Origin of the sequence: Enterobacter cloacae complex sp. IR5384 (genome assembly GCF_049237265.1) — a bacterium.
GTDB lineage: Bacteria > Pseudomonadota > Gammaproteobacteria > Enterobacterales > Enterobacteriaceae > Enterobacter > Enterobacter cloacae.
In genome coordinates this window covers 94161-120252 of record NZ_JBMKHJ010000014.1, presented here as the reverse complement: position 1 = coordinate 120252, position 26092 = coordinate 94161, and the positions used below count along the sequence as shown (strand labels likewise).

28 protein-coding genes are annotated in these 26092 nt (G+C 56.3%); 5 read left to right on the top strand and 23 right to left on the bottom strand.

What is annotated here, in order from left to right; all coding sequences use genetic code 11:
* Positions 1-69: 69 nt before the first annotated feature.
* From ACOTX3_RS13715 to ACOTX3_RS13705, 3 genes are read right to left on the bottom strand one after another with little or no spacing between them, the layout of a single operon-like run.
* Entirely contained in the window at positions 70-291 is a 222-nt protein-coding gene (locus tag ACOTX3_RS13715) for a non-oxidative hydroxyarylic acid decarboxylases subunit D (RefSeq protein ID WP_013098486.1), read from the bottom strand.
* Positions 292-301: 10 nt separating this feature from the next.
* Positions 302-1729: a non-oxidative hydroxyarylic acid decarboxylases subunit C gene (locus tag ACOTX3_RS13710; protein ID WP_058679580.1), complete on the bottom strand. Its 1428-nt coding sequence runs from the start codon at positions 1727-1729 to the stop codon at positions 302-304.
* Complete coding sequence (locus ACOTX3_RS13705; protein ID WP_013098488.1) at positions 1719-2321, bottom strand: non-oxidative hydroxyarylic acid decarboxylases subunit B; 603 nt, start codon at positions 2319-2321, stop codon at positions 1719-1721. Before ACOTX3_RS13705 ends, ACOTX3_RS13710 begins: the two co-directional genes overlap by 11 nt.
* Positions 2322-2493: 172 nt before the next feature.
* On the opposite strand from ACOTX3_RS13705, the gene ACOTX3_RS13700 reads away from it, so the two are divergent.
* The gene (locus ACOTX3_RS13700; RefSeq protein WP_020689291.1) at positions 2494-2901 is read left to right on the top strand and encodes a MarR family winged helix-turn-helix transcriptional regulator; all 408 of its coding nucleotides are present in this window, start codon (positions 2494-2496) and stop codon (positions 2899-2901) included.
* Here the strand turns inward: ACOTX3_RS13700 and ACOTX3_RS13695 are convergent.
* A complete protein-coding gene (locus ACOTX3_RS13695) occupies positions 2898-3785 on the bottom strand; it encodes a LysR family transcriptional regulator (protein ID WP_058660453.1) in 888 nt (295 codons plus the stop codon). The two genes, ACOTX3_RS13700 and ACOTX3_RS13695, sit on opposite strands and share 4 nt — an antisense overlap.
* Positions 3786-3894: 109 nt before the next feature.
* Here ACOTX3_RS13695 and ACOTX3_RS13690 point away from each other — a divergent pair, with 109 nt between their 5' ends.
* Positions 3895-5103: an MFS transporter gene (locus ACOTX3_RS13690; RefSeq protein ID WP_058679581.1), complete on the top strand. Its 1209-nt coding sequence runs from the start codon at positions 3895-3897 to the stop codon at positions 5101-5103.
* The gene (locus tag ACOTX3_RS13685; protein ID WP_057071158.1) at positions 5100-5477 is read left to right on the top strand and encodes a DUF4440 domain-containing protein; all 378 of its coding nucleotides are present in this window, start codon (positions 5100-5102) and stop codon (positions 5475-5477) included. The genes ACOTX3_RS13690 and ACOTX3_RS13685 overlap by 4 nt, the downstream gene beginning before the upstream one ends.
* Positions 5478-5528: 51 nt before the next feature.
* Here the strand turns inward: ACOTX3_RS13685 and rpoS are convergent, their stop codons facing one another.
* The 13 genes from rpoS to cysG all read right to left on the bottom strand — a co-directional run bounded on the left by rpoS (position 5529) and on the right by cysG (position 16608).
* Entirely contained in the window at positions 5529-6521 is a 993-nt protein-coding gene (gene rpoS / locus ACOTX3_RS13680; protein WP_013098493.1) for an RNA polymerase sigma factor RpoS, read from the bottom strand.
* Positions 6522-6580: 59 nt separating this feature from the next.
* Positions 6581-7705, bottom strand: a complete 1125-nt coding sequence (gene nlpD, locus ACOTX3_RS13675; RefSeq protein WP_058679582.1) for a murein hydrolase activator NlpD — start codon at positions 7703-7705, stop codon at positions 6581-6583.
* Between the two features lie 116 nt (positions 7706-7821).
* Complete coding sequence (locus ACOTX3_RS13670) at positions 7822-8448, bottom strand: protein-L-isoaspartate(D-aspartate) O-methyltransferase (protein ID WP_013098496.1); 627 nt, start codon at positions 8446-8448, stop codon at positions 7822-7824.
* Positions 8442-9203 carry a 5'/3'-nucleotidase SurE gene (gene surE / locus ACOTX3_RS13665; RefSeq protein WP_058679583.1) on the bottom strand — a complete coding sequence of 254 codons (762 nt, stop codon included), beginning with the start codon at positions 9201-9203 and terminating at the stop codon, positions 8442-8444. The genes ACOTX3_RS13670 and surE overlap by 7 nt, the downstream gene beginning before the upstream one ends.
* Positions 9184-10233 carry a tRNA pseudouridine(13) synthase TruD gene (gene truD, locus ACOTX3_RS13660; RefSeq protein ID WP_013098498.1) on the bottom strand — a complete coding sequence of 350 codons (1050 nt, stop codon included), beginning with the start codon at positions 10231-10233 and terminating at the stop codon, positions 9184-9186. The genes surE and truD overlap by 20 nt, the downstream gene beginning before the upstream one ends.
* Positions 10230-10709: a 2-C-methyl-D-erythritol 2,4-cyclodiphosphate synthase gene (gene ispF, locus ACOTX3_RS13655; protein ID WP_013098499.1), complete on the bottom strand. Its 480-nt coding sequence runs from the start codon at positions 10707-10709 to the stop codon at positions 10230-10232. Before ispF ends, truD begins: the two co-directional genes overlap by 4 nt.
* Positions 10709-11419, bottom strand: a complete 711-nt coding sequence (gene ispD, locus ACOTX3_RS13650; RefSeq protein WP_013098500.1) for a 2-C-methyl-D-erythritol 4-phosphate cytidylyltransferase — start codon at positions 11417-11419, stop codon at positions 10709-10711. The genes ispF and ispD overlap by 1 nt, the downstream gene beginning before the upstream one ends.
* A gap of 19 nt (positions 11420-11438) precedes the next feature.
* The gene (ftsB, locus tag ACOTX3_RS13645) at positions 11439-11750 is read right to left on the bottom strand and encodes a cell division protein FtsB (RefSeq protein WP_003862095.1); all 312 of its coding nucleotides are present in this window, start codon (positions 11748-11750) and stop codon (positions 11439-11441) included.
* Between the two features lie 166 nt (positions 11751-11916).
* The gene (locus ACOTX3_RS13640) at positions 11917-12243 is read right to left on the bottom strand and encodes a DUF3561 family protein (protein WP_013098502.1); all 327 of its coding nucleotides are present in this window, start codon (positions 12241-12243) and stop codon (positions 11917-11919) included.
* 58 nt (positions 12244-12301) lie between these two features.
* On the bottom strand, positions 12302-12907 hold the full coding sequence (gene cysC / locus ACOTX3_RS13635) for an adenylyl-sulfate kinase (protein ID WP_013098503.1): 606 nt from the start codon (positions 12905-12907) through the stop codon (positions 12302-12304).
* Entirely contained in the window at positions 12907-14331 is a 1425-nt protein-coding gene (cysN, locus tag ACOTX3_RS13630) for a sulfate adenylyltransferase subunit CysN (protein ID WP_020689300.1), read from the bottom strand. The genes cysC and cysN overlap by 1 nt, the downstream gene beginning before the upstream one ends.
* A 9-nt stretch (positions 14332-14340) precedes the next feature.
* Positions 14341-15249, bottom strand: coding sequence for a sulfate adenylyltransferase subunit CysD (cysD, locus tag ACOTX3_RS13625; protein ID WP_008499613.1), 909 nt, complete (start codon positions 15247-15249; stop codon positions 14341-14343).
* Positions 15250-15258: 9 nt separating this feature from the next.
* The gene (gene cysG / locus ACOTX3_RS13620; RefSeq protein ID WP_161496891.1) at positions 15259-16608 is read right to left on the bottom strand and encodes a siroheme synthase CysG; all 1350 of its coding nucleotides are present in this window, start codon (positions 16606-16608) and stop codon (positions 15259-15261) included.
* 246 nt (positions 16609-16854) lie between these two features.
* Here cysG and ACOTX3_RS13615 point away from each other — a divergent pair, with 246 nt between their 5' ends.
* Positions 16855-17898, top strand: coding sequence for an aminopeptidase (locus ACOTX3_RS13615; RefSeq protein ID WP_013098506.1), 1044 nt, complete (start codon positions 16855-16857; stop codon positions 17896-17898).
* Between the two features lie 71 nt (positions 17899-17969).
* Here ACOTX3_RS13615 and cysH read toward each other — a convergent pair whose 3' ends face one another.
* The 3 genes from cysH to cysJ are packed head-to-tail and all read right to left on the bottom strand — an operon-like array spanning position 17970 to position 22237.
* Positions 17970-18704, bottom strand: a complete 735-nt coding sequence (cysH, locus tag ACOTX3_RS13610) for a phosphoadenosine phosphosulfate reductase (protein ID WP_048971744.1) — start codon at positions 18702-18704, stop codon at positions 17970-17972.
* Positions 18705-18719: 15 nt separating this feature from the next.
* Positions 18720-20432, bottom strand: coding sequence for an assimilatory sulfite reductase (NADPH) hemoprotein subunit (gene cysI / locus ACOTX3_RS13605; RefSeq protein WP_020689304.1), 1713 nt, complete (start codon positions 20430-20432; stop codon positions 18720-18722).
* Positions 20432-22237 carry an NADPH-dependent assimilatory sulfite reductase flavoprotein subunit gene (gene cysJ, locus ACOTX3_RS13600; RefSeq protein WP_127869046.1) on the bottom strand — a complete coding sequence of 602 codons (1806 nt, stop codon included), beginning with the start codon at positions 22235-22237 and terminating at the stop codon, positions 20432-20434. The genes cysI and cysJ overlap by 1 nt, the downstream gene beginning before the upstream one ends.
* A 306-nt stretch (positions 22238-22543) precedes the next feature.
* On the opposite strand from cysJ, the gene queD reads away from it, so the two are divergent.
* Positions 22544-22906 carry a 6-carboxytetrahydropterin synthase QueD gene (gene queD, locus ACOTX3_RS13595; RefSeq protein WP_010434567.1) on the top strand — a complete coding sequence of 121 codons (363 nt, stop codon included), beginning with the start codon at positions 22544-22546 and terminating at the stop codon, positions 22904-22906.
* An 88-nt stretch (positions 22907-22994) separates the two neighbouring features.
* Here queD and queE read toward each other — a convergent pair whose 3' ends face one another.
* The 3 genes from queE to ACOTX3_RS13580 are packed head-to-tail and all read right to left on the bottom strand — an operon-like array spanning position 22995 to position 25987.
* Complete coding sequence (queE, locus tag ACOTX3_RS13590; protein ID WP_013098510.1) at positions 22995-23666, bottom strand: 7-carboxy-7-deazaguanine synthase QueE; 672 nt, start codon at positions 23664-23666, stop codon at positions 22995-22997.
* A 54-nt stretch (positions 23667-23720) separates the two neighbouring features.
* Positions 23721-24428 carry an N-acetylmannosamine-6-phosphate 2-epimerase gene (locus ACOTX3_RS13585; protein WP_058679585.1) on the bottom strand — a complete coding sequence of 236 codons (708 nt, stop codon included), beginning with the start codon at positions 24426-24428 and terminating at the stop codon, positions 23721-23723.
* Complete coding sequence (locus ACOTX3_RS13580) at positions 24428-25987, bottom strand: maltose/glucose-specific PTS transporter subunit IIC (RefSeq protein ID WP_058679586.1); 1560 nt, start codon at positions 25985-25987, stop codon at positions 24428-24430. The genes ACOTX3_RS13585 and ACOTX3_RS13580 overlap by 1 nt, the downstream gene beginning before the upstream one ends.
* Positions 25988-26092 lie beyond the last annotated feature (105 nt).

Genomic DNA, 26092 nt, shown 5'->3' with positions numbered 1-26092 from the left:
AGCCGCCACCCGGCAAAACAGACCGCACGATGTTACTGCCCGGTAAGCGCAGCGCCACCGGGCTTTTTTTTACAACAATGGCGGAATGGTCGGTACCTGCGGCGCCTCATCAATATCCTTCTGCGTCATGCGGAACGCTTCAGGGTAATGTTCGCGGCTGGTACGACGCAGCGGCTCGGTATCGCGCCAGGTATACAGGCAATGCTGGCACTGATAAACCGTCCAGATCCCTTTCACCGGTGATGTGGCCATCACCTCAATTTGCTCATCGGCACAACGTGGACAAATCATCTTTTCCTCCTTATTGGCGTGCTGCCAGCATCGCAGTCAGCTTTTCAGCCCAGGCTTTGGTTTCAGGTAAATCCTGCACCGGCTGGCTGTAGTGACCGCGGTTATCCGGCGCAACAGGCGTGGTGGCATCAATAATCAGCTTGTCGGTGATACCTGCCGGGCTGGACCCAGGATCAAGCTCAAGAACCGACATGTTCGGCAGCTGCACCAGATCCCCTGCCGGGTTCACTTTCGATGACAGCGCCCACATCACCTGCGGCAGGTTGAACGGATCGACATCTTCATCCACCATAATCACCATCTTCACATAGCCCAGGCCATGCGGGGTGGTCATGGCGCGTAAACCGACCGCGCGGGCAAAACCACCGTAGCGTTTTTTGGTGGAGATGATCGCCAGCAGACCATGGGTGTACATCGCGTTCACCGCCTGCACTTCAGGGAACTCCGCTTTCAGTTGCTGGTAAAGCGGCACACAGGTGGCTGGCCCCATCAGGTAGTCGATCTCGGTCCAGGGCATCCCGAGATAGAGGGATTCGAAAATCGGTTTGGTGCGGTACGAGACTTTATCAATACGGACCACCGTCATATTGCGTCCGCCCGAATAGTGCCCGGTAAACTCACCGAACGGCCCTTCAATTTCACGTTTAAGGCCTTCAATCACCCCTTCCAGGATCACTTCAGACCCCCACGGCACATCGAAGCCGGTCAACGGCGCGGTCGCAATCGGGTACGGGCTTTCACGCAGCGCCCCGGCCATTTCATACTCGGACTGATCGTATTTCAGCGGCGTTGCGCCCATCAGGGTGATGATCGGATCGTTGCCCAACGTAATCGCAATCGGCAGGTCTTCACCACGCTCTTCGGCTTTATGCAGATGCAGGGCGATATCATGCATCGGCACCGGCTGCAGGCCGAGCTTACGTTTGCCCTTCACTTCCATGCGATAAATACCGACGTTCTGCTTGCCGAAATGGTCCGGGTCGAGCGGATCGCGCGAGACAACGCACGCTTTGTCGAGATAAAAACCGCCGTCCCCGTCGTTCAGGCGAAACAGCGGCAGGATGTCGAACAGGCTAATCTCCTCACCGTCCACCGTATTCTGCGCCCATGCGGGGTTGGCCCGGCGCTCCGGTGCGACCGGGAATTTATCCCAGCGGCGAATAAACTCATCGATCTGCTTTTTGACCGGGGTATTCGCCGGCAGCCCCATCGAAATGGCGTGGTTCTGCCAGGAGCCGATGGTGTTCATCACCACCCTGGCATCGGTAAACCCGCGAATGTTATCGAACCACAGCGCAGGCGCACCATCACCGATACGTCCCGTCGCGTTAGCGGCCGCCGCCAGATCCGGCTCCGCATTGACCTCTTCTTCAATTTTCAGCAGTTGCCCTTGCTCATCGAGCGCCTGCAGGAAGCTTCTCAAATCATCAAATGCCATCGTTATTCTCCTGTGAAAAATGTTTCGCCGCCTGCAGGCCGTTCCAGCGACGCGCCTTTTTGTGCTCCAGACCAAACTGGTCGAGTACGCGGGTCACGATATGCTGGGTGATATCATCGGCGGTTTGCGGGTGGTTGTAATACGCAGGCATGGGCGGCACCATCGCCACCCCCATGCGGGAAAGCGCGAGCATGTTCTCCAGATGAATGGTGCTGAGCGGCGTTTCACGCGGGACCAGCACCAGCTTGCGCCCCTCTTTCAGCACCACGTCTGCCGCACGTCCCACCAGCCCTTCGGCATAGCCCGCGCGGATACCCGCCAGCGTTTTCATGCTGCAGGGAATGACGATCATGCCGTCGGTACGAAACGAGCCGGAGGAGATGGTGGCAGCCTGATCGGCAGGACTGTGAACGACATCTGCCAGGGCGGCGACATCCTGCGCGGTATAAGGCGTTTCCAGCTCAATGGTGGTTTTCGCCCATTTCGACATCACCAGATGGGTTTCAACCTCTGGCATGTCCCGTAACGCCTGCAGTAAAGCCACACCCAGCGGAGCACCTGTTGCTCCCGTCATTCCCACGATCAATCTCATTCAGCACCTCAATTAATTTGTTCGCATACGAACATAATGACTACGTTACTCCCGGTGAGCTGACCTGACAATATTGTTCGTACACGATCACACATAATGCTAAAAACTGCTGCGTTAAAATCGCAGGCAATAGCGGCTATCATAGGGGGAGATTTTTTTCGTCGGAGTGTTCATGGAACTGAGACAAGAAGCGTTCCACCTGCTACGGCAGCTTTTTCAACAGCATACTGCCCACTGGCAACATGCTTTACCGGCGCTGACCAAGCCGCAATATGCGGTGATGCGATCTGTTTCTGAAAATCCGGGGATCGAGCAGGTCGCCCTGACGGAAGTTGCCGTGAGCACAAAAGCGACGCTGGCCGAAATGCTGAGCCGCATGGAATCGCGTGGGCTGGTGAAGCGCGAACACGATCCTGCGGATAAGCGCCGCCGGTTTGTCTTCCTCACGCCTGAAGGGGAAGCCCTGCTTGCAAGCTGTAAACCGGTCGGCAATGAGGTGGATGAGGCGTTTTTAGGGCGTCTCAGCCAGGACGAGCGGGAACAATTTACGGCACTGATCAAAAAGATGATGCATGACTAGTTCACCCGGGCACGCATAAAATCAATAAATGTCCGAACCTTAGCGGGCACATGCTGGGCATCTGGATAAACGGCATAGATGCCCTGCTGAGCAAACGTGTATCCCGGTAAAAGCGATACCAGAACCCCCGAATTCAGTGCGTTTCGCACCAGCCACTCCGGCAGCAGCGCCACACCACATCCCGCATGCGCGAAAGCCATCAGCGCCTGGGCGCTATCTGCGTACAGGCGCGGGGCTTTTTTAATCTCAAAGGCAACCAGATTGCCAGCTGCATCTTTTACCTGCCAGTGCAGCGGCGAAGGTAAACGCTCGTGAACGATCCACTCGGCCTGCGCCAGGTGTTCGAGAGATTCAACGGGATGGTTAGCCAGCCACCCGGGGGCGGCAACCGGCAGGATAGTAAAGTTTGAAATCAAGGCGGCGTGGTAGCGCGAATCAGCGAGTGTTCCCAGCCGGATGGCGACATCAAAGCGCTCCGAGATAAGATCGGCATGCTGAGACGACGAAACATGACGAACGCGAAGCTCCGGATGCTGCTGGCTAAATTCGGCCAGCAAAGGCACAACCACCTGCGAACCGTATTCGGGCGTGGTGGTGATCCGCAATTCGCCGGTCAGGCCGGCATGGTTAGCGCGAACGTCATCCTGCAGGCGTTCAGCCTCCTGTAAAAGCCTGACGCTTCGCTGATGAAAAAGCACGCCCGCCTCGGTTAACGTCAGGCGACGGGTGGATCGCAACAGCAGCGTGACTCCCAGCTCATCTTCCAGCTGGCGAATATTGAAGCTGACCACGGCCTTTGTCAGCCCCATCGACTCTGCGGCGGCAGTAAAACTGCCCGCATCTGCTACCGCCACAAACATCGCCGTTCGCTGGAGATTCAGCATCGTTAACCTTCAAAATTGTCAAAATAGTTTTGACAGTATATCGCGAATTGTTGCGTTTATCGGCACCGGACAAGCCGATACGATACGCCCCCTCACCGGAGGATCCACCATGACGTATCGCAGCAAAGTCGCCGTAGTCTATCTGCTGGGCTTTTTTCTTGATTTGATCAACATGTTTATCGCCAGCGTCGCCTTTCCGGCAATGGCGCAGACCTATCACGCCACGCCCTCTGCACTCGCCTGGGTCAGTAACGGGTATATTGCCGGCCTGACGCTGGTGATCCCGTTCAGCAGTGCCCTGACGCGCCGCATCGGGGCAAAGCACGTCATCCTTCTCTCGCTGGTTCTCTTTAGCGTAGCCTCCACCGCGGCAGGCTTGTCTGCCACACTTGAAAGTCTGATTGCCTGGCGGGTGCTGCAGGGCGTGGGCGGTGGCTTATTGATCCCCGTAGGGCAGGCGCTGACCTGGCAACAGTTTAAAGCGCATGAACGCGCCAGGCTCTCTTCCGCCGTCATGCTGGTTGCACTGCTTGCCCCCGCATGCTCACCTGCGTTAGGGGGCGTACTGGTTCAGGCGTTAAGCTGGCGGTGGGTATTTTTTGCTACCCTCCCGGTTGCTCTCCTGACCTTTGCGTTGGCCTGTCTGTGGCTTAAGCATGAAATGCCCGCGATGAAAGCAAACCGACTGCTGAACCTGAGTTTGATCGCCGATCCGCTTCTGCGCGTTTCCATGATGGTTTATGTATGTGTCCCCGGCATGTTTATCGGAATAAACGTCACCGGCATGTTTTATCTGCAGAGCGTGGCCAACATAACGCCAGCCGCGACGGGCATGCTGATGCTGCCGTGGTCTCTGGCATCATTTATGGCCATCACCGCAACGGGCCGTTACTTTAACCGTGTCGGCCCCCGACCTCTGTTGATCGCGGGTTGCCTGCTTCAGGCGTCAGGTATTCTGCTTTTGCTCAGCGTCAGTGCGACCACGGGCACGCTGCCAGCGATCGTTGCGTTTGCATTAATGGGCACAGGAGGCAGTCTTTGCAGCAGTACGGCGCAGAGCAGCGCATTTCTGACAACGCGTCGGGAAGAGATGGCTGATGCCAGCGCGCTGTGGAATCTTAATCGTCAGCTGAGTTTTTTTGCGGGTGCCTTTCTGCTGGCACAGGTGCTGGATCTGGCCCAGAGGTATTTGCCCCCCGTCGCCGCGTGGCACGGGATGTTTCTGGTTGCTTCGGCCATCACCCTGGTGCCCGTCATCTCTGTATTTCGTCTTAACAACCCGCAGGTGCTTGCACAACTGCAACAGGAGAAACCATGACGCCTTTCGAACACGACATCATTGATATTCATATCGCACTGGAAAACTGGCTGGGTGCCGGTGAAGGTAATATTGATGCCCTGCTCGCCCGTTTCCAGCCAAACTTTCTGATGGTTCCCCCGAGTGGGGCGCATTTAAACCATGACGCCCTTGTCCGTTTTCTGCACGCCCAGCGCGGAAGCCGACCCGGCCTTAAAATCATCATTGATGAGCTAGCCACGATTCAGTCATGGGATAACGGTGCGGTGCTTCATTACCGGGAGACGCAGACCCGCCCGGACCAGCCCGTCAACGTACGCTGGTCAACCGCGGTGCTCAATCGGGAAGGCGAGAAGATCAGCTGGCGTCTGCTGCACGAAACGGCGCAGCCGTAAGAGATAAAAAAGGCGCGTCTCACGACGGGCCTTTTTTTGACGAAAGGTTGCTTATTCGCGGAACAGCGCTTCGATATTCAGACCTTGCCCCTGCAGAATTTCACGCAGGCGGCGCAGACCTTCAACCTGAATCTGACGAACACGTTCACGGGTCAGGCCAATTTCACGGCCGACGTCTTCCAGTGTCGCAGCTTCATACCCCAGCAAACCGAAACGACGTGCCAGCACTTCACGCTGTTTGGCGTTCAGTTCGAACAGCCATTTGACGATGCTCTGTTTCATGTCATCGTCCTGCGTGGTGTCTTCCGGGCCGTTGTCTTTTTCATCGGCCAGGATATCCAGCAGCGCTTTTTCGGAGTCGCCACCCAGCGGGGTGTCAACCGAGGTAATGCGCTCGTTGAGACGCAGCATGCGGCTTACGTCATCAACCGGTTTGTCGAGTTGCTCAGCAATCTCTTCTGCGCTTGGCTCGTGGTCCAGTTTATGGGACAACTCGCGCGCGGTACGCAGATAGACGTTCAACTCTTTGACGATGTGAATCGGCAGGCGAATCGTACGGGTTTGGTTCATAATGGCCCGTTCGATGGTCTGACGAATCCACCAGGTCGCGTAGGTGGAGAAGCGGAACCCACGTTCTGGGTCAAACTTCTCTACTGCGCGGATGAGACCTAAGTTGCCCTCTTCAATCAGATCCAGCAGAGCCAGACCACGATTGCCGTAACGACGGGCAATTTTCACGACCAGACGCAAGTTACTTTCAATCATGCGACGGCGCGAGGCAACATCACCACGCAAAGCACGACGTGCGAAATAGACTTCTTCTTCGGCCGTTAACAGTGGGGAGTAACCAATCTCCCCAAGGTAAAGCTGAGTCGCGTCCAGTACACGCTGTGTGGCACCCTGCGATAACAGCTCTTCTTCAGCCAAATCGTTATCACTGGGTTCCTCTTCTACTAAGGCTTTTTCGTCAAAAGCCTCTGCTCCGTTCTCATCAAATTCCGCATCTTCATTTAAATCATGAACTTTCAGCGTATTCTGACTCATAAGGTGGCTCCTACCCGTGATCCCTGAACGAGACACCCTGGCTGGCATGCCCCGTCAATTTATCGCTGCGGCAAGTACTGCAGCGGGTTTACGGATTTCCCCTTGTAACGAATTTCAAAATGCAAGCGTGTAGAACTGGTTCCGGTGCTACCCATGGTAGCGATTTTTTGCCCCGCCTTAACTTCTTGTTGTTCCCGGACCAGCATTGTGTCGTTATGGGCGTAGGCACTCAGGTAATCATCGTTGTGTTTGATGATAATAAGATTACCGTAACCGCGCAGAGCGTTACCTGCATACACAACGCGTCCGTCTGCGGTCGCGATGATAGCCTGTCCCTTACTTCCTGCGATATCGATCCCCTTGTTCCCTCCTTCGGAGGAAGAGAAGTTCTCGATAACCTTACCGTCAGTTGGCCAGCGCCAGGTTGAAATTGGCGAACTGGAACTCATACTGCTGGCAGTCGGTTCAGTAGAGCTAACCACAGGTGCCGTAGCCGGTGCTGTGACAACAGTCGCAGTCCCTTTATTATTCGGCAACATTTTGTTAGCAGTCTGATCACCTGAATCTTCAGAATACGTAATTACAGGTTGTGAAGCAACCACCGTGGTGGATTTTTGTGCAGGCTTAACGCTGTTATTTTGCGCAGTCACGTCGGCTGCAGAAACGGTATTGCCTGGCGTAAGCGGCGTACCCGTTGCGTTGCCCACCTGGAGCGTCTGCCCGACTTCCAGCGCATACGGTGCCTGGACGTTGTTGCGCTGCGCGAGGTCACGGAAATCGTTCCCGGTGATCCACGCGATATAGAACAGCGTATCGCCACGTTTCACGGTATAGGTGCTGCCGCCGGTATAGCTGCCTTTCGGAATGTTCCCATACTGACGGTTATACACTATGCGGCCATTTTGGGTCTGAACAGGTTGTTCGACTGGCTGAATCTGTGTTGGCTGTGTAACAGGATGTTGCACAGGCTGAATTTGTGGTGTTTGCTGCGACGCAGCAGTGCCCATTTTAGGTGGCGGCGTGATCAACATTCCGCTGGACGTGTTACCGGAGCCGCTGTTTCCGCCAACAGAACTGACAGGCGCAGGTGCATTGTTAGAACTCGAACAGCCTGCCAGCCAGAGCGAAACCAGTGATAATGCCGCAACACGGCTGATGGTGAATTTAGGGCTTCCCGCGCTCATTTATCCCCCAGGAATGTGTTAACTACCAGTGACTTAAAATTAACCGTGATGGCACGACTCTTTCGCGCCACACCATACGCTGAATTTGCCTTAATAACCCTGGATAATTCCGAGTCTTAGGCCAGTTCCCCCTTTACCAGAGGCACAAAGCGCACGGCTTCTACGGTATCGATAATAAACTCGTCGCCACGTCGACGAACGCGCTTTAACAGCTGCTGCTCATCGCCAACAGGCAATACAAGAATGCCCCCCTCATCCAGCTGCGACAACAGGGCCGCAGGGATCTCCGGTGGAGCCGCCGTCACGATGATAGCGTCAAACGGGGCGCGAGCCTGCCAACCCTGCCATCCATCACCGTGTCGTGTCGAAACATTGTGTAAATCAAGTTGTTTCAGGCGACGACGCGCCTGCCACTGTAAACCTTTGATCCGCTCAACCGAGCACACATGATGCACCAGATGCGCCAGAATCGCAGTCTGATACCCGGACCCGGTGCCAATCTCCAGCACGCGGGAGTCGGGGGTGAGCTCCAGCAGCTCCGTCATGCGCGCCACCATGTAGGGCTGCGAAATCGTCTGGCCCTGCCCGATGGGCAAGGCCACGTTTTCCCACGCTTTGTGTTCAAACGCCTCATCTACAAATTTCTCACGCGGAACCTGGGCGAGCGCGTCAAGCACATGCTCGTCGCGGATCCCCTGTGCGCGAAGTTGTTCCAGAAGAGTTTGTACACGTTTGCTTACCATTGCGCGTTCACTCCTGCGCGATCAAGCCAGCCCGACACCACATCATGCGCGCTATACGCGGTTAAATCTACGTGCAGCGGCGTTACCGAGACATAGTCTTCATCCACAGCGGCAAAGTCAGTATCCGGCCCCGCATCGCACTTATCGCCAGGAGGGCCAATCCAGTAGAGCGTGTTGCCGCGCGGATCCTGCTGCGGGATGACCTGATCGGCCGGATGACGGCTTCCGCAACGCGTGACGCGAATGCCCTTGATTTCATTCAGCGGGAGATCCGGCACGTTGATGTTGAGGATGCGTCCGGTACGCAGCGGTTCACGGCTAAGTGCCCGCAGGATAGAACAGGTTACCGCTGCCGCCGTGTCGTAATGAGTGTGACCATTTAACGATACCGCCAGCGCCGGAAAGCCAAGATGACGGCCTTCCATTGCGGCCGCCACGGTACCAGAGTAGATAACGTCATCACCCAGATTCGGCCCGGCGTTAATCCCGGAAACGACGATATCCGGGCGCGGGCGCATCAGCGCATTCACCCCCAGAAAAACGCAGTCCGTTGGCGTGCCCATCTGCACGGCAATATCGCCATTTTCAAAAGCAAAGGTGCGAAGCGACGACTCCAGCGTCAATGAGTTAGACGCTCCACTGCGGTTACGATCGGGAGCCACGACCTGCACATCCGCAAATTCGCGAAGGTGTTTCGCCAGCGTCTGAATGCCTGGCGCATGGATCCCGTCATCGTTACTCAGCAATATTCGCATAATCACCCGACGTGTTGATAAGTTCCCTGACAACACTGGTGGCAAAGCTACCTGCCGGCAGCCAGAAACGTAACTCAACGGTTACGTCATCCCACCAGTTCCAGCTTAGCTGCTGCGGGTAGAGCAACATCGCCCGGCGTGCTGCTTCGACTTTTTCCCGCACCAGCAATGATTGTAATTCTTGCGCTTCGGCCACGGCTGCCTGCTCCGCGGCCAGCGCGTCACCCTGCGTTCCCCAGTCGCCCGTGCCGGGCAAGGCTGCGGTGATCATCAGCGTTTTAGCGTCCACGCGCGACTGTACATCGGCCATTTCTTCGGCCGTTGCCACAAACCAGCTACCGCGTCCCGCTAATTGTAGCGCATCGCCGACAACAACTTGATTCGCGTCCGGTTTTTTCAGCCGTTCGCTTACGATCTGATTAAACAACGCACTGCGGGCCGCCGACAACCAAAAACTGCGTTTATTCCTGTCACGCACCGGCGCATCGCTCTGCGCCCAGCGCAGTGCGCCCTGCAGGTTACTGCCGCCGATGCCAAAACGCTGTGCGCCAAAATAGTTAGGCACACCGCGTTCATTGATGGCCTGCAAGCGCTTTTCCACGTCGTCACGGTCGGTCACTTCACGCAGTACGAGGGTAAAGTGGTTACCTTTCAACGCCCCCAGACGCAGTTTGCGCTTGTGACGGGCGTACTCCAGCACCTTACAACCCTCAAGCTCAAATTTGCTTAAATCAGGCATCGCATTGCCTGGAACCCGCGCGCAAAGCCACTGTTCGGTGACCGCGTGTTTGTCTTTCTGCCCGGCGAAGCTCACTTCGCGGGCATGGATTTTCAGGAATTTAGCCAGCGCATCGGCCACAAAGCGGGTATTGCAGCCATTTTTGAGGATGCGCACCAGAATATGCTCGCCTTCGCCGTCCGGCTCAAAGCCCAAATCTTCCACGACCACGAAATCTTCGGGGCTGGCTTTCAGCAGACCACTCCCCAGCGGTTTACCGTGCAGGTAGGTCAGGTTGTCAAAATCGGTCATTTGCTCGCCTTCACCAGCAGCGCCACGGCTTCGCAGGCGATGCCTTCGCCGCGACCGGTAAAGCCCAGTTTCTCCGTGGTGGTCGCTTTGACGTTGACGTCATCCATATGGCAGCCCAGATCTTCAGCGATAAATACGCGCATCTGAGGAATATGCGGCAGCATTTTGGGGGCCTGAGCGATGATCGTCACATCGACGTTACCCAGGGTGTAGCCCTTCGCCTGAATACGGCGCCAGGCTTCGCGCAACAGTGCACGGCTGTCTGCGCCTTTAAACGCCGGATCGGTGTCCGGGAACAGCTTGCCGATATCGCCCAGCGCCGCCGCGCCCAGTAAGGCGTCGGTTAAGGCGTGTAATGCCACGTCGCCATCAGAATGCGCCAGCAGCCCTTTTTCATAAGGAATGCGCACGCCGCCAATGATAATTGGGCCAACGCCTCCAAAGGCGTGTACATCAAAACCGTGTCCAATTCGCATTATGCCTTCTCCTGATGGGTCGAACGGGTAAGATAAAATTCCGCGAGCTGTAAATCTTCCGGACGCGTCACTTTTATATTATCAGCGCGCCCTTCAACAAGCGTTGGGTGGAAACCGCAATACTCCAGCGCAGAGGCTTCGTCGGTGATGGTCGCACCTTCTTTAAGCGCGCGCGTTAAGCAGTCGTGGAGTAATTCGCGGGGGAAAAATTGTGGCGTCAGCGCGTGCCAGAGATCGACGCGCTCAACGGTATGCGCGATAGCCTGTTTGCCAGGCTCGGCACGCTTCATGGTATCGCGTACCGGCGCGGCCAGAATGCCACCGACTTTACTGGTTTCACTTAGCGCCAGCAGGCGCGCAAGATCGTCCTGATGCAGACACGGGCGCGCAGCGTCGTGGACCAGCACCCACTGGGCATCGCCAGCGGCCTGGATGCCCGCCAGCACGGAATCGGCGCGCTCGGCACCGCCATCAACGACGGTGATCTGCGGATGAGCGGCCAGCGGTAACTGTGCGAACCGGGCATCGCCCGGACTGATGGCGATGATGACACGCGTCACTCGGGGGTGCGCCAGCAGCGCCGCCACGGCATGTTCGAGGATCGTTTTATCGCCAATAGAGAGGTATTGCTTGGGACATTCTGTCTGCATGCGCCGGCCAAAACCCGCGGCCGGCACCACGGCGCATACGTCCGAAAAAGTCACTGCCATGTCGTAATCCTGGGCCTGATTATCGATTGTTTTGTGCTGAGCCCTGATTGCGTTTAGACGCATCCGGAACCAGACGATAAAAGGTTTCGCCCGGTTTAGTCATACTGAGTTCATTGCGTGCGCGTTCCTCAATCGCCTCCTGCCCGCCATTGAGGTCATCAATTTCAGCAAAGAGTTGATCGTTTCGCGCCTTAAGTTTGGCGTTAGTTGCCTGCTGAGCCGCGACGTCATCACTTACCCGGCTATAGTCGTGCAGTCCGTTTTTACCGAACCACAGCGAATATTGCAGCCAGACCAGCAGAGCCAGCAACAGCAGCGTTAGTTTACCCATCCTGCCCCCTGAAAAACGGCATCTTCATCCCACAACGCCCCCGGCGCTCTATGCCGGAGTAACAGAGATGCCGCAACATCGCGGGCAAATGTACCACATTTTTTCCGCAGAATCGCCCTGCTCAATATCGTCACACAGTTGGTTACGGTTTGAATTATGGCTGAAGTTAGCCCATGAGCCACAAAAATAACAGACCAAACATCAGGACCACCGTCACAATCGTGACAACGGTGCTGTACAGCAGTTTGCCGTTAAGCAGTGAATGCAGGGCGATGCCGACGACAACCGCCACGGGCATCAGCGCCAGGAAGAAGGGCCAGGTGTAGAGAAAGAAGAACAGCGTGTTACCGCCGTAGATGAGAAACGGGATGCCCAGCGCCAGCAACCACGAGACGAAGCCGACGAAGGCCCCGGGAAAGGACCAGGTCGTCTCGTCGTCGGTCGCTATCGGATCCGACCCGGTGGTAATCATGTAGTTTTCACTGTTGCGCATAGCTAATCCTGTGACCGTGACTCATCGTTCGGGAAGACAGCTCCCGAACGATACCGTCTCAGGATCTGATAATATCGTCCCGTCTGAGCAGGTCTAATAATTGGCTTACTAAATTTGTTACCAATTGTTGACCTTCCAGGTGGATCTCAGGGGATTCAGGCGCTTCGTAGACCGAGTCGATGCCGGTGAAGTTTCGCAGCTCACCCGCGCGGGCTTTTTTATACAGCCCTTTCGGATCGCGCGCTTCGCAGATTTCCAGCGGCGTATCGACAAACACCTCGATAAATCGATCCTGACCGACGCGCTCGCGTACCATCTGCCGCTCGGCGCGGTGAGGCGAGATAAACGCGGTCAGCACCACCAGCCCGGCATCCGCCATCAGGCTGGCCACTTCCCCAACCCGACGGATATTCTCCTTGCGGTCTTCATCGCTAAACCCTAAATCACTGCACAGGCCGTGACGCACGTTGTCGCCATCCAGCAGGTAGGTGCTCACCCCCTGCTGATGCAGCGCCTCTTCCAGCGCGCCCGCGACCGTCGATTTACCGGAGCCGGACAGCCCGGTAAACCACAGCACAACCCCACGGTGGCCGTGGAGTTGCTCCCGCTGAGCGACGGTAACCGGATGAGGATGCCAGACGACGTTCTCATCATGGGCGGCCATTACTTGCCTCCCAGCAGATCGCGTGCACCCCAGTGCGGGAAGTGCTTACGCACCAGCGCATTCAGTTCAAGCTCAAAGGCGCTGAATTCAGACACCGCTGCCGCCTGTTGATTAGGCTCGCGCACCATGCCTGCACCAACGGTAACGTTGGTCAGGCGATCGATAAAGATAAGTCCACCCGTTACCGGATTTTGCTGATATTTATCCAGCACCAGCGGCTCGTCAAAGGTGAGATCCACCAGGCCAATACCGTTCAGCGGCAGTTCGCTCACTTCACGCTGGGTCAGATTGTTGATGTCCACCTGGAACTGGATACCGTCCACGCGGGCGCGGGTTTTCTTACCGGCAATTTTGATGTCGTAGCTTTGGCCTGCGGTCAGCGGCTGTTCAGCCATCCACACCACATCCACGGCAGCACCCTGCACCGCCGCCAGCGTTTCCTGCGCATCCACCAGTAGATCGCCGCGGCTGATATCAATCTCATCTTTCAGCACCAGCGTCACCGCTTCACCGGCACCCGCTTCCTGCAGATCGCCATCAAATGTGACTATACGGGCAATGGACGACTCCACACCCGACGGCAGCACTTTGACGCGCTGCCCCACCGTGACGGTGCCCGAGGCGAGGGTGCCGGAGAAGCCGCGAAAATCGAGGTTCGGGCGGTTCACATACTGCACCGGGAAGCGCATTGGCTGGGTATCCACCACGCGCTGAATTTCAACCGTCTCCAGCACTTCCAGCAACGTCGGGCCGCTGTACCACGGCATGTTGGCGCTCTGGGAGGCAACGTTATCCCCTTCCAGCGCCGAGAGCGGCACAAAGCGAATATCAAGGTTACCCGGCAACTGTTCAGCAAAGGTCAGGTAGCTCTGGCGGATCTCCTCGAAGGTCTCTTCGCTGAAGTTCACCAGATCCATTTTATTCACCGCCACCACCAGGTGTTTGATCCCCAGCAGCGTGGAGATGAAGCTGTGACGACGGGTTTGATCCAGCACGCCTTTACGGGCGTCGATCAGCAGGATTGCCAGCTCACAGGTTGATGCACCGGTGGCCATGTTGCGGGTGTACTGCTCATGCCCCGGCGTGTCGGCAATAATAAATTTGCGTTTCTCGGTGGAGAAATAGCGGTACGCAACATCAATGGTGATGCCCTGCTCGCGCTCCGCCTGCAGGCCGTCCACCAAAAGCGCCAGGTCGAGCTTTTCGCCCTGAGTACCATGACGTTTGCTGTCGTTATGCAGGGAAGAGAGCTGGTCTTCATAGATCTGACGCGTGTCGTGCAGCAGGCGACCAATCAGCGTGCTTTTACCGTCATCAACGCTACCGCAGGTCAGAAAGCGCAGCAGGCTCTTGTGTTGTTGCGCGTGCAGGTATGCTTCTACGCCGCCTTCGTTGGCAATTTGTTGGGCAATCGTGGTGTTCATGGCGGCTCCTTAGAAATAACCCTGACGTTTCTTCAGCTCCATCGAGCCTGCCTGGTCGCGGTCAATGACGCGCCCCTGTCGCTCGCTGGTGGTCGATACCAGCATCTCTTCGATGATTTCTGGCAGCGTTTGCGCGTTGGACTCCACCGCGCCGGTCAGCGGCCAGCAACCAAGAGTACGGAAACGCACCATCTGTTTTTTGATCACTTCGCCCGGCTGTAAATCAATGCGATCGTCGTCGATCATCATCAGCATGCCGTCGCGCTCCAGCACCGGGCGCTCAGCCGCCAGGTAAAGCGGAACGATCTCGATATTTTCCAGATAGATGTACTGCCAGATATCCAGCTCGGTCCAGTTGGAGAGCGGGAAGACGCGAATGCTTTCGCCTTTGTTGATCTGGCCGTTGTAGTTGTGCCATAGCTCAGGACGCTGGTTTTTCGGATCCCAGCGGTGGAAGCGGTCACGGAAGGAGTAAATACGCTCTTTGGCGCGGGATTTCTCCTCGTCACGGCGCGCACCACCGAAAGCGGCGTCAAAACCGTACTTGTTCAGCGCCTGCTTCAGCCCTTCGGTTTTCATGATGTCGGTGTGTTTGGCGCTGCCGTGAACAAACGGGTTAATGCCCATCGCCACCCCTTCCGGGTTTTTATGCACCAGCAGCTCACAGCCATAGGCTTTGGCGGTACGGTCGCGGAACTCATACATCTCACGGAATTTCCAGCCGGTATCCACGTGCAGCAGCGGGAACGGCAGCGTACCCGGATAAAACGCTTTACGCGCCAGATGCAGCATCACGCTGGAATCTTTACCGATGGAGTACATCATCACCGGGTTAGAGAACTCGGCGGCCACTTCGCGGATAATATGGATACTTTCCGCTTCAAGCTGTCGCAGGTGAGTAAGTCGTTTTTGGTCCATAACCGTTCCTTAAGCCAGATTCACCACAGAGGAGCCAAACCCCTCTGAGTCTGTTGTATGTTGAAACCAGGCGAGCGTGCTGTGCAGCTGTACCACTTCGCCCACCACGATAAGCGCGGGCATCGGGGCGTCTTTCGCCAGGACTGCAAGGTCTTGTAGCGTACCGGTCACCACACGCTGATCGACGCGGGTACCGCGAGAAATCACGGCCACCGGCGTTGTCGCCTCGCGACCGTGCTGAATAAGTTGTTCACTGATGTCCGCCGCCTTCATGGTGCCCATATAGATGGCCAGCGTCTGTCGGCTCTGGGCGAGATGCGACCAGTCAAACGGCGTACTGTCGGCCTTATAATGACCAGTCACAAAGGTCACGCTCTGGGCGTAATCGCGGTGCGTAAGCGGAATACCTGCGTAGGCCGTTACCGCGGAGGCCGCCGTAATCCCCGGCACCACCTGGAACGGCACGCCCGCTTCGGCTGCCGCCTGCAGTTCTTCGCCACCGCGACCAAAGATGAACGGATCGCCCCCTTTAAGGCGCACCACGGTTTTGCCTGCTTTCGCTGCGGCAACCAGCATCTGATTGGTGTCGTGCTGCGGTACCGAGTGCTCGCCTGCGCGTTTACCCACGCAGATTTGCTCGGCATCGCGACGAATTAGCTCGCGCACACCGTCGGTGACCAGATGGTCATAGAACACCACGTCCGCGTCCTGCAGCACCTGCAGTCCGCGTAAGGTCAGTAACCCGGCATCACCCGGACCAGCACCTACCAGAATGATCTCGCCGCCCGTGCTGCCGGGGTTATCCAGCTCGTCTTCGAGGATTTTTTGCGCTGCCGTCTCATTACCGGCGTGCATCAGGCTGGCAAAGCGGCCACGGAATACCCGCTCCCAGAAGCGACGGCGTTCCGTTACGCTGGTCAGGCGGGTTTTCAGATGGTTGCGCCAGTAGCTCGCTTTCTCTGCCATACGTCCGAGACTGGTTGGTAACAGCGCTTCAATCTTTTCCCGCAGCACGCGCGCCAGCACCGGTGCGGTACCGCCGGAGGAGATCGCCACCAGCAGCGGCGAGCGGTCGACAATCGACGGGAAGATAAACGAGCACAAAGGCTGGTCGTCGACCACGTTCACCAGGCGGTAACGCGCCTGAGCGGCCTCGGAGACGCGTCGGTTGAGTTCGCGATCCTCCGTCGCTGCAATCACCAGCACCACGCTGTCGATTTGTGACTCGTCGAACTCCGCTTCTGCGACAACCCGCACCTGCGCGCCCGCGCGCTGCAGAAACGCGATTTTGCGATCGGCAATTTCACCCGTACCCACAACCAGTACCGGTTTTTCTTTAATCGCAGCAAAAAGGGGCAGATAGTCCACAAGCAACAACTCACTAACAACGAGGAATAGAGGGACTATAGGGGGCGGCTTAGACCGAATGAAATTACGAATTGGAATGAGTAGTTACTCAATGGAATAACGCGATGAAAAAGCAAATATCAAAAAGTGCTTAACACGCGAAATTTCGGGCATTTAAGAGCAATTCAAATTGTGTGTGGCCGATCACAGTTTCATACTAAGCGGGTTATAATTTTGCTCTGTTTTTAAGGACTCACTATGTTTTCCGCAATGCGCCACCGATACGTTGCCCTGGCGCTCGGCGTTTGCTTTATCCTTCCGGCTCAGGCAAAAAATCAACCGTATGGTGAAATCGCCAATATGCAGGCGCGGCATATTGCCACCGTTTTTCCCGGACGCATGACCGGTTCCCCTGCGGAAATGCTTTCCGCTGACTATCTTCGCCAGCAGTTTGCCGATATGGGCTACCAGAGCGATATCCGCTCGTTTCACAGCCGCTATATCTACACCTCACGAAATAAAACAAAAAACTGGCATAACGTGACCGGCAGTACCGTTATTGCGGCACATGAAGGTAGCGCGGCTGAGCAGATCATTATTATGGCGCACCTGGACACTTACGCGCCCATGAGCGACGCCGATACCGATAACAATCTGGGCGGGCTGACGCTGCAGGGGCTGGACGATAACGCGGCGGGTCTGGGCGTGATGCTTGAACTGGCCGAGCGAATGAAAAACATTCCGACAAAATACGGTATTCGCTTTGTGGCAACCAGCGGCGAAGAGGAAGGCAAACTCGGCGCGGAGAATTTCCTTAAGCGCATGAGCGCTGAGGAGAAGAAAAATACACTGCTGGTGATTAACCTCGATAATTTAATCGTTGGCGATAAGCTCTATTTTAATAGCGGACAGAGTACGCCGGGTACCGTGCGTAAACTGACCCGTGACCGGGCGCTGGCAATTGCGCGCAGCCATGGCGTGTATGCCACGACCAATCCTGGCGGCAATCCGGCTTATCCGCGCGGAACGGGCTGCTGTAACGATGGTGAAGTGTTCGATAAAGCGGGCATCCCGGTGCTGTACGTCGAAGCCACCAACTGGGCGTTAGGCAAGAAAGATGGCTATCAGCAGCGGGCTAAAACGAAAGCCTTTCCGGACGGGACGAGCTGGCATAACGTGATGCTGGATAATCAGCAGCATATTGATAGCGCACTGCCGCAGCGCATTGAGCACCGCAGCCGCGATGTGGTGAAAGTGATGCTGCCGCTGGTGAAGGAGCTGGCGAAAGCGGGGAAAGCCTGAGGTTTTTGAACGCTGTGCGGCCTGATGCCCTCACTCCAACCCTCTCCCACCGGGAGAGGGAGGAAAGATCATTACCCTTCGTGTAACCCGCACTCGCGCTTCAGCCCAAAGAATCGCGTCTCTTCTTCCGCCATTCCCGGTTCCCATTTGCGCGTGGTGTGGGTATCCCCCACGGACAGGTAGCCCTGATCCCACAGCGGATGGTATTTCAGCCCGTGCTTTTGCAGATACTGGTACACCGTACGGTTATCCCAGTCGATGATCGGCAGCACTTTAAACACGCCGCGCTGCACCGCCAGCACCGGCAGCGTGGCCCGGCTGCCGGACTGCTCGCGGCGAAGACCGGCAAACCAGGTTTGAGCGTTCAGCTCTTTCAGCGCACGGTTCATCGGCTCGACCTTGTTGATCTCATTGTATTTCTCAATGCCCTCAACGCCCTGCTCCCAGAGTTTGCCGTAGCGCGCCTCCTGCCAGGCCGCGCTCTGCTCCGCGCGGTACACTTTCAGGTTCAGCTTAAGCTTGTCCGTCAGCTCATCGATAAACTGGTAGGTTTCCGGGAACAGATAGCCGGTATCGGTGAGGATCACCGGAATATCCGGGCGGATCTGATTCACCAGATGCAAACTGACCGCCGCCTGAATGCCAAAGCTCGACGACAGCACGTAGTCACCCGGCAGGTTTTCCAGCGCCCACGCCACGCGCCCTTCGGCGTCCAGCTTTTCCAGTTGGGCGTTGGTTTCTGCAAGTGCCAGAATGCGTTCGACTTTTGGCAATGCGTTAAGCGCCTTTAGATCGAGTACGGACATAATTACCTCTCGTGGTTACTCCCAGAAATCCCTTGCGGGATCGAGCACCGGGCGAATAATGCCCGCACGCACCGTAAAGTCGCCGAAGCCTTCACCCGCTTCGCGCTCTTTCGCCCAGCGCCCGACAAGCTCGTCGATAGAATCGAGAATTTCTGGCTCAGTGATATTCTCGCGGAACATACGCGGAATACGCGTGCCGATACGGTTACCGCCCAGGTGCAGGTTATAGCGACCCGGCGCTTTCCCCACCAGCCCAAGCTCGGCCAGCATCGCGCGGCCACAACCGTTCGGACAGCCGGTAACGCGCATAACAATATGCTCGTCCGGAATACCGTGTTTTTCCAGAATCGCTTCCACTTTGTCCGTAAATGACGGCAGGAAACGTTCCGCTTCCGCCATCGCCAGCGGACAGGTCGGGAACGACACGCAGGCCATCGAGTTTTCGCGCTGCGGTTTGACCGCATTCATCAACCCATGGTCACGCGCCAGCGCCTCAATTTTCGCCTTTTCACTTTCCGGCACACCAGCAATAATCAGGTTCTGGTTGGCGGTAATGCGGAACTCACCTTTGTGGATCTTCGCGATTTCCAGCAGGCCGGTTTTCAGCGGACGGCCCGGGTAATCCAGAATACGGCCGTTTTCGATAAACAGCGTCAGGTGCCATTTATTGTCGATGCCTTTTACCCAGCCGATGCGATCGCCGCGACCGGTGAATTCGTAAGGGCGGATCGGCTCAAATTTGATCCCCGCGCGACGCTCCACTTCCTCTTTGAACGTCTCAACGCCCACGCGCTCCAGGGTGTATTTGGTTTTCGCGTTTTTACGGTCGGTACGGTTACCCCAGTCGCGCTGGGTGGTGACCACCGCTTCCGCCACGGCCAGCGTGTGCTCCAGCGGCAGGAAGCCGAACTCGCTCGCGGTGCGGGCATAGGTTTTCTTGTTACCGTGTTCAATGGACAGACCGCCGCCCACCAGCAGGTTAAAGCCCACCAGCTTGCCGTTTTCGGCAATTGCCACAAAGTTCATGTCGTTGGCGTGCAGATCGATGTCGTTCTGCGGCGGGATCACCACCGTGGTTTTGAACTTACGCGGCAGATAGGTCTGACCGAGGATCGGTTCTTCATCGGTGGTCGCGACTTTTTCCTGATCGAGCCAGATCTCCGCATAAGCGCGGGTACGCGGCAGCAGGTGCTCGGAGATCTTCTTCGCCCACTCATAGGCTTCAGCGTGCAGCTCGGACTCATACGGGTTCGAGGTGCAGAGCACGTTACGGTTCATGTCGTTGGCCGTCGCCAGCGCGTCCAGTCCGACGGAGTGCAGCATCTGGTGTACCGGCTTCACGTTCTTCTTCAGAATGCCGTGGAACTGGAAGGTCTGACGGTTGGTCAGACGAATGCTGCCGTAAATGGTGTTTTCACCGGCAAATTTATCTATCGCCTGCCACTGTGTCGTGGTGATTACTCCGCCCGGCAGACGGCAGCGCAACAGCATCGCGTGACGCGGCTCCAGCTTCTGTTCAGCACGCTCGGCGCGAATGTCGCGGTCGTCCTGTTGATACATGCCGTGGAAACGGATCAGCAGGAAGTTGTCGCCTTTGAAACCGCCGGTGAGACCGTCATTCAGATCTTCAGCAATGGTGCCGCGCAGATAGTTGCTTTCCAGCTTCATGCGCTCGGCGTCTGACAGTTTACCTTCGACCACCAGGGGTCCTGGATGTTTTTCGCTCATTAGTAGACATCTCGCTGATAACGGCGCTCAACGCGCAGCTCACTTAAAAATTCATCCGCCGCTTCGGCATCCATACCACCGAATTCGGCAATCACTTCCAGCAGTGCCTGCTCAACGTCTTTCGCCATGCGATTGGCGTCACCGCAGACATAAATGTGGGCACCGTCATTGATCCAGCGCCACAGCTCTGCGCCCTGTTCGCGCAGTTTATCTTGTACGTATACTTTTTCTTTCTGATCGCGCGACCAGGCCAGATCGATACGGGTCAGCACCCCTTCTTTCACGTAGCGCTGCCACTCAACCTGATAGAGGAAATCTTCGGTAAAGTGCGGGTTGCCGAAGAACAGCCAGTTTTTACCCGGTGCCTCGTCCGCCGCACGCTGCTGCATAAAGGCACGGAACGGCGCAATGCCGGTACCCGGGCCAATCATGATTACCGGCGTTTCCGGGTTCGCCGGCAGACGGAAGTTGTCGTTGTGCTCGATAAAGACGCGCACTTCGCCCTCTTCCTCCACGCGATCGGCCAGGAAGCTGGAGGCACCGCCCGCGCGGGCACGGCCTTCGATGTCGTACCGCACCACGCCCACGGTGATGTGCACTTCGCTCTCGACTTCAGCCTGCGATGAGGCAATGGAGTACAGACGCGGCGTAAGCGGACGCAGCAGGCCGATCAGCGCGTCGGCATCCAGCTGTGCCGGAGAGAAACGCACCATATCGACAATCGGTGTGGTCGCCGCGTAATGCTGCAGCTTCGCCTTATCGCCGACTAACGGCAGCAGCGATTCGCTGCGCGTTAAGGTGGCATAGTTTTCAACGATATTGGCGGTATTTACCGTCAGCTCGAAGTGCCACTGCAGCGCTTCAGAGAGCGGCTGCGTTTTGCCTTCGACGGTGACAGGCTCGTCGCCTTTCAGCCACAGCAGTTCGACCAGCTCCTTGACCAGCGCTGGATCGTTTTGATACCAGACCCCCAACGCATCGCCAGGCTGATAACGCAGACCCGAGTCGCCCAGATCGATCTCGATATGGCGCACCTCTTTTTCAGAGTCGCGGCCGGTAATTTTTTGATTAACCGACAGGCTTGCCGACAGCGGCGCCTCTTTGGTGTACGGGCTGGTGTGAATGTCGTTGACCACGCCGGTCGCGGTGATCGCAGCCTGGGCTGGTGTCTCTTTCGGTACGCGTGCTTTCAGCACGTCAACAATGCGCGCACGCCACTCTGCAGCGGCAGCCTGGTATTCCACATCTGCATCAACGCGGTCCAGCAGGCGCTCTGCGCCCAGCTCCGCCAGCTTGCTGTCAAAATCTTTGCCGGACTGGCAGAAGAATTCATAAGAGGTATCGCCCAGGCCGAACACGGCAAACGCAGTGCCATCGAGTCTGGGCGCTTTTTTCGAGAACAGGAATTTATGCAGCGCGACCGCCTCTTCAGCGGGTTCACCCTCTCCCTGCGTTGAGGCCACAACCACCAGCAGTTTTTCTGACGCGATCTGTTTGAATTTATAATCCCCTGCGTTTACCAGGTTCACGTTCAGTTTGGCGGCCAGCAGGTCGTCACGCAGCGCTTCTGCCACGCGGCGGGCATTGCCCGTCTGCGAAGCGGAGATAAGCGTAATGGCAGGAATTTCTACCGCCGTTGCCGGAGCCGCAGCCACAGCGCTAGGCTGCTGGTTGAGCATTCCCCAGAAATAGCCAGAGACCCAGGCAAGCTGGGTGGGAGAAAAATCAGAGGTGGCAGCCTGAAGGCGCGCCAGTTGCTCCGGGTTCAGGGGAAGCAAATTTGAAGGTGGGGCCTGTGTTGTCATGCGTCGTTATGTTCCAGTAGCCAAGCGGACTTTAAGCGAATAAATCCAAACTGAAGATAAGGTTAACGGCGAGGATAATAACAATTAAAGAAGGGATGGAAATAATAAATAACCAAATGGACTAACCTGTTTTAGTTATCGTTCTTAACGGTAAAAGCGATAAACTAACCGACTGTAAAATAAGGATATAAATCACAAAGCGACGGCTTTTTTGCTGCAATAAAGGTAAAGGCCGTTTTAGTTAATGCTAAAAATTGTGCTTTCCGGTACTATGCGGCGGTTTTTTCCGCATTACTGAGAGCGATCATGTCCACCACACTGTTTAAAGATTTCACCTTCGAAGCCGCCCACCACCTTCCGCATGTTCCTGAAGGACATAAATGCGGCCGTCTGCACGGGCATTCGTTTATGGTGCGTCTTGAGATCACCGGTGAAGTTGATCCGCATACCGGTTGGATCATGGACTTTGCTGAGCTGAAGGCGGCATTTAAGCCGACTTACGATCGTCTGGATCACTATTACCTGAACGATATCCCGGGCCTTGAAAACCCGACCAGCGAAGTGCTGGCAAAATGGATTTGGGATCAGATGAAACCGCTGGTACCGCTGCTGAGCGCAGTGATGATCAAAGAGACCTGTACGGCAGGCTGCGTGTATCGCGGCGAGTGATGCTTGCCGGGGGTCGGCTTCGCCTTACCCGGCCAACAAAAGCCTGGAACCGTAGGCCCGGTAAGCGCTAGCGCCACCGGGCTTTTTTTTAGGCAATATTCAGGTATTTGTGCGTCTGCATCGAAAGGCGCCAGTTACGCGCGATACAGGTTTCAATGCACAGGCGCGTGGCGTCTTCTTTCTGACTGATAGGCTGCAGCGCAATCACGCGCTGTTTTTCGTCCGTCAGCGTCGCCAGCAGTTCATCCAGCGCTTCGATATCACGTACTCGCCCTACCGGGTGTTTAATCTCATCAGCACGTTCCAGCGCCTGAGACAGTACGTCGTAGCCGCCGCGCATGTTTACTTTAGGCGATACCGTTACCCAGGTGGTGTGGGAGCAGCGCACTTCATGCGTACCGCTGGTTTCAATCTGGCAGCTATAGCCGTTCTTTTCGAGCAGTTCGGTCAGCGGCGTCAGATCGTGGATGCAGGGTTCGCCCCCGGTAATGACCACATGGCGCGCCGTCCAGCCCTGGCGGCCTATAATGGCCAGCAGATCTTCCGCGCTGCCAGCACCCCACTTATCGCTCTCTTTGGTTTTCGCCAGAACGCTAAACAGCGACACTTCCCGATCTGCGAGTTTATCCCACGTATGTTTGGTATCACACCAGGCACAGCCAACCGGGCATCCCTGTAAACGAATAAAAATTGCGGGAACGCCGGTAAAGTAACCCTCGCCTTGCAGGGTCTGGAACATCTCGTTAATCGGGTACTGCATAGTCATCTCAGTTAAGGGGATAAACGATAAGTATCGCAGATCCCCGTGAGATGGTCATGCTCGATCGGTGCTTTGCGCGTCAATTGCCGCCATAAAGCGTTCCGTAATCTGCTGCGGGCGGGTGATTGCCCCGCCCACCACCACCATATGCGCCCCCAGCGCCAGACATCTGGCGGCGCGTTCCGGGGTGTCCACGTTACCTTCGGCCACCACCGGTACCGTGACGGCTGCCAGTACCGTTTTCAGAAACTGACAGTCATCATCGGGTAAGGCGTGTCCGGCGGTCTGCGCGGTATAGCCGTAAAGCGTGGTCCCGACACAATCAAACCCCAGCGCCTGCGCCATCACGGCCTCATCAACAGTGGCTATATCAGCCATAAGCAGCACCGAGGGATAACGGGTACGAATGCGCGTAACCAGCGTTGCCAGAGATTCCCCGCCAGGCCGCGCCCTGTCGGTCGCATCAAGCGCAATGATCGCCGGGGAGACGGTCATCAGTTCATCCACCTCTTTCATCGTCGCGGTGATAAACACCTCGCTGTCGGGGTACTCCCGCTTGATGATACCAATAACCGGCAGCGTAACCTGCTCTTTGATCGCCTCAATATCCGCCACGCTGTTGGCACGGATGGCCGCAGCCCCTCCCTGACGCGCCGCCAGCGCCATCCGCGACATAATAAACGGGCTATGCAACGGTTCGTTCTCAAGCGCCTGACAGGAGACGAGCAGTTTTCCCTTCAGGGTATCCAGTACAGTTTTCATTACGATAAGATCTCTTCCACTTCGTTTTTGATAATCGTGACATGCGGACCATAAATGACCTGAACGCCATTCCCGCGCACAATCACGCCGCGCGCACCGGTGGCTTTCAGCGCCGCGTCATTCACTTTGCTGCCGTCTTTAACCGTGACGCGAAGACGCGTGGCGCAGCAGTCCACCTCTTCCAGATTGTCTTTTCCGCCCAGTCCGGCGATCACCGCACTTGCGCGTTCGTTCTGGGCGAACGTCACGTCATTGGCCACCGCCTCCTTTTCCCGACCCGGCGTGGCAAAATCAAAGCGATTAATCAGATAGTGGAACGTGAAGTAATAGAGGAAGAACCACGGTACGCCCACCAGCGGCACTAACATCCAGTGGGTTTTGGCCTCCCCCTGCAAAATGCCGAACAGCACAAAGTCGATAAAACCGCCGGAGAAGGTCTGCCCAATGGTGATGTGTAAAATATGCGCGAGCATAAACGCCAGCCCGTCAAAAAATGCGTGAATGACGTACAGCACCGGCGCGATAAACAGGAAGGAGAACTCGATGGGCTCGGTGATCCCCGTAAGGAAGGAGGTTAATGCCGCTGAAAGCAACAACCCCGCGACGCGTTTTTTGTTCTCCGGTTTAGCCGTGTGGTACATCGCAAGGCAGGCCCCGAGCAAACCAAACATCATCGTGATAAAGCGCCCGGACATGAAGCGCGACGTTCCTTCATAAAACTGGCGCGTCGTGGGATCGGCCAGCTGAGCGAAGAAGATCCGCTGCGTACCTTCAACCAGTTGCCCGTTGACAATCTCGCTGCCGCCAAGCGCGGTGGTCCAGAACGGAAGGTAGAAGATGTGGTGTAAACCGAACGGGCCCAGCATGCGCAAAATGAAGCCGTACAGCAGTGTTCCCAGATAACCGGTCGCATCCACCAGCCCGCCCAGACCAAAGATCAGCTTCTGGAAATGTGGCCAGACTACGGTCATTAAGGCTCCGACCAGGATCGCAGCCAGTGAACTGATAATCGGCACAAAGCGTGACCCGCCAAAGAATCCCAGAAATTGTGGCAGCGCGATCTTATTAAACCGATGATGCAGCGCGCAGGTCACAAGACCAATGACCACCCCACCAAATACGCCGGTCTCCAGCGTCTGGATCCCCAGCGTCATGCCTTGCCCGACCGCCCCGGGATTCTCGTGCGCCAGTTTTCCGGTGAGGATCAGCAGTGCGTTAATGGTGGCATTCATGACCAGAAACGCGAGTAACGCCGCCAGCCCTGCCGTACCTTTATCATTTTTTGCCAGCCCGACGGCAACCCCAACGGCAAACAGCACCGACAGATTCGCGAACACAATCGAACCGGCGCTGCTCATGATGGTGAAAATAACCTGTAACCAGTCCACATCTAAAAACGGATATGCCGTAAGCGTATTGGGATTCGATAACGCGCCGCCTATCCCCAGCAGCAGACCAGCCGCAGGCAGTACGGCGATGGGCAACATAAAGGATTTGCCAAAGCGCTGCGCTTTTTCAAACCATCCGCCGGACGAAGCACCACTGAACATTTGCATCATTTTTTCATCCCCTTAGTTAACGATGAAAATTTTTACCATAATTATATTTAATAGTGAAAATTACCATCAAAAACCAGGAGGACGATCATACTTTTTCGAAATGAC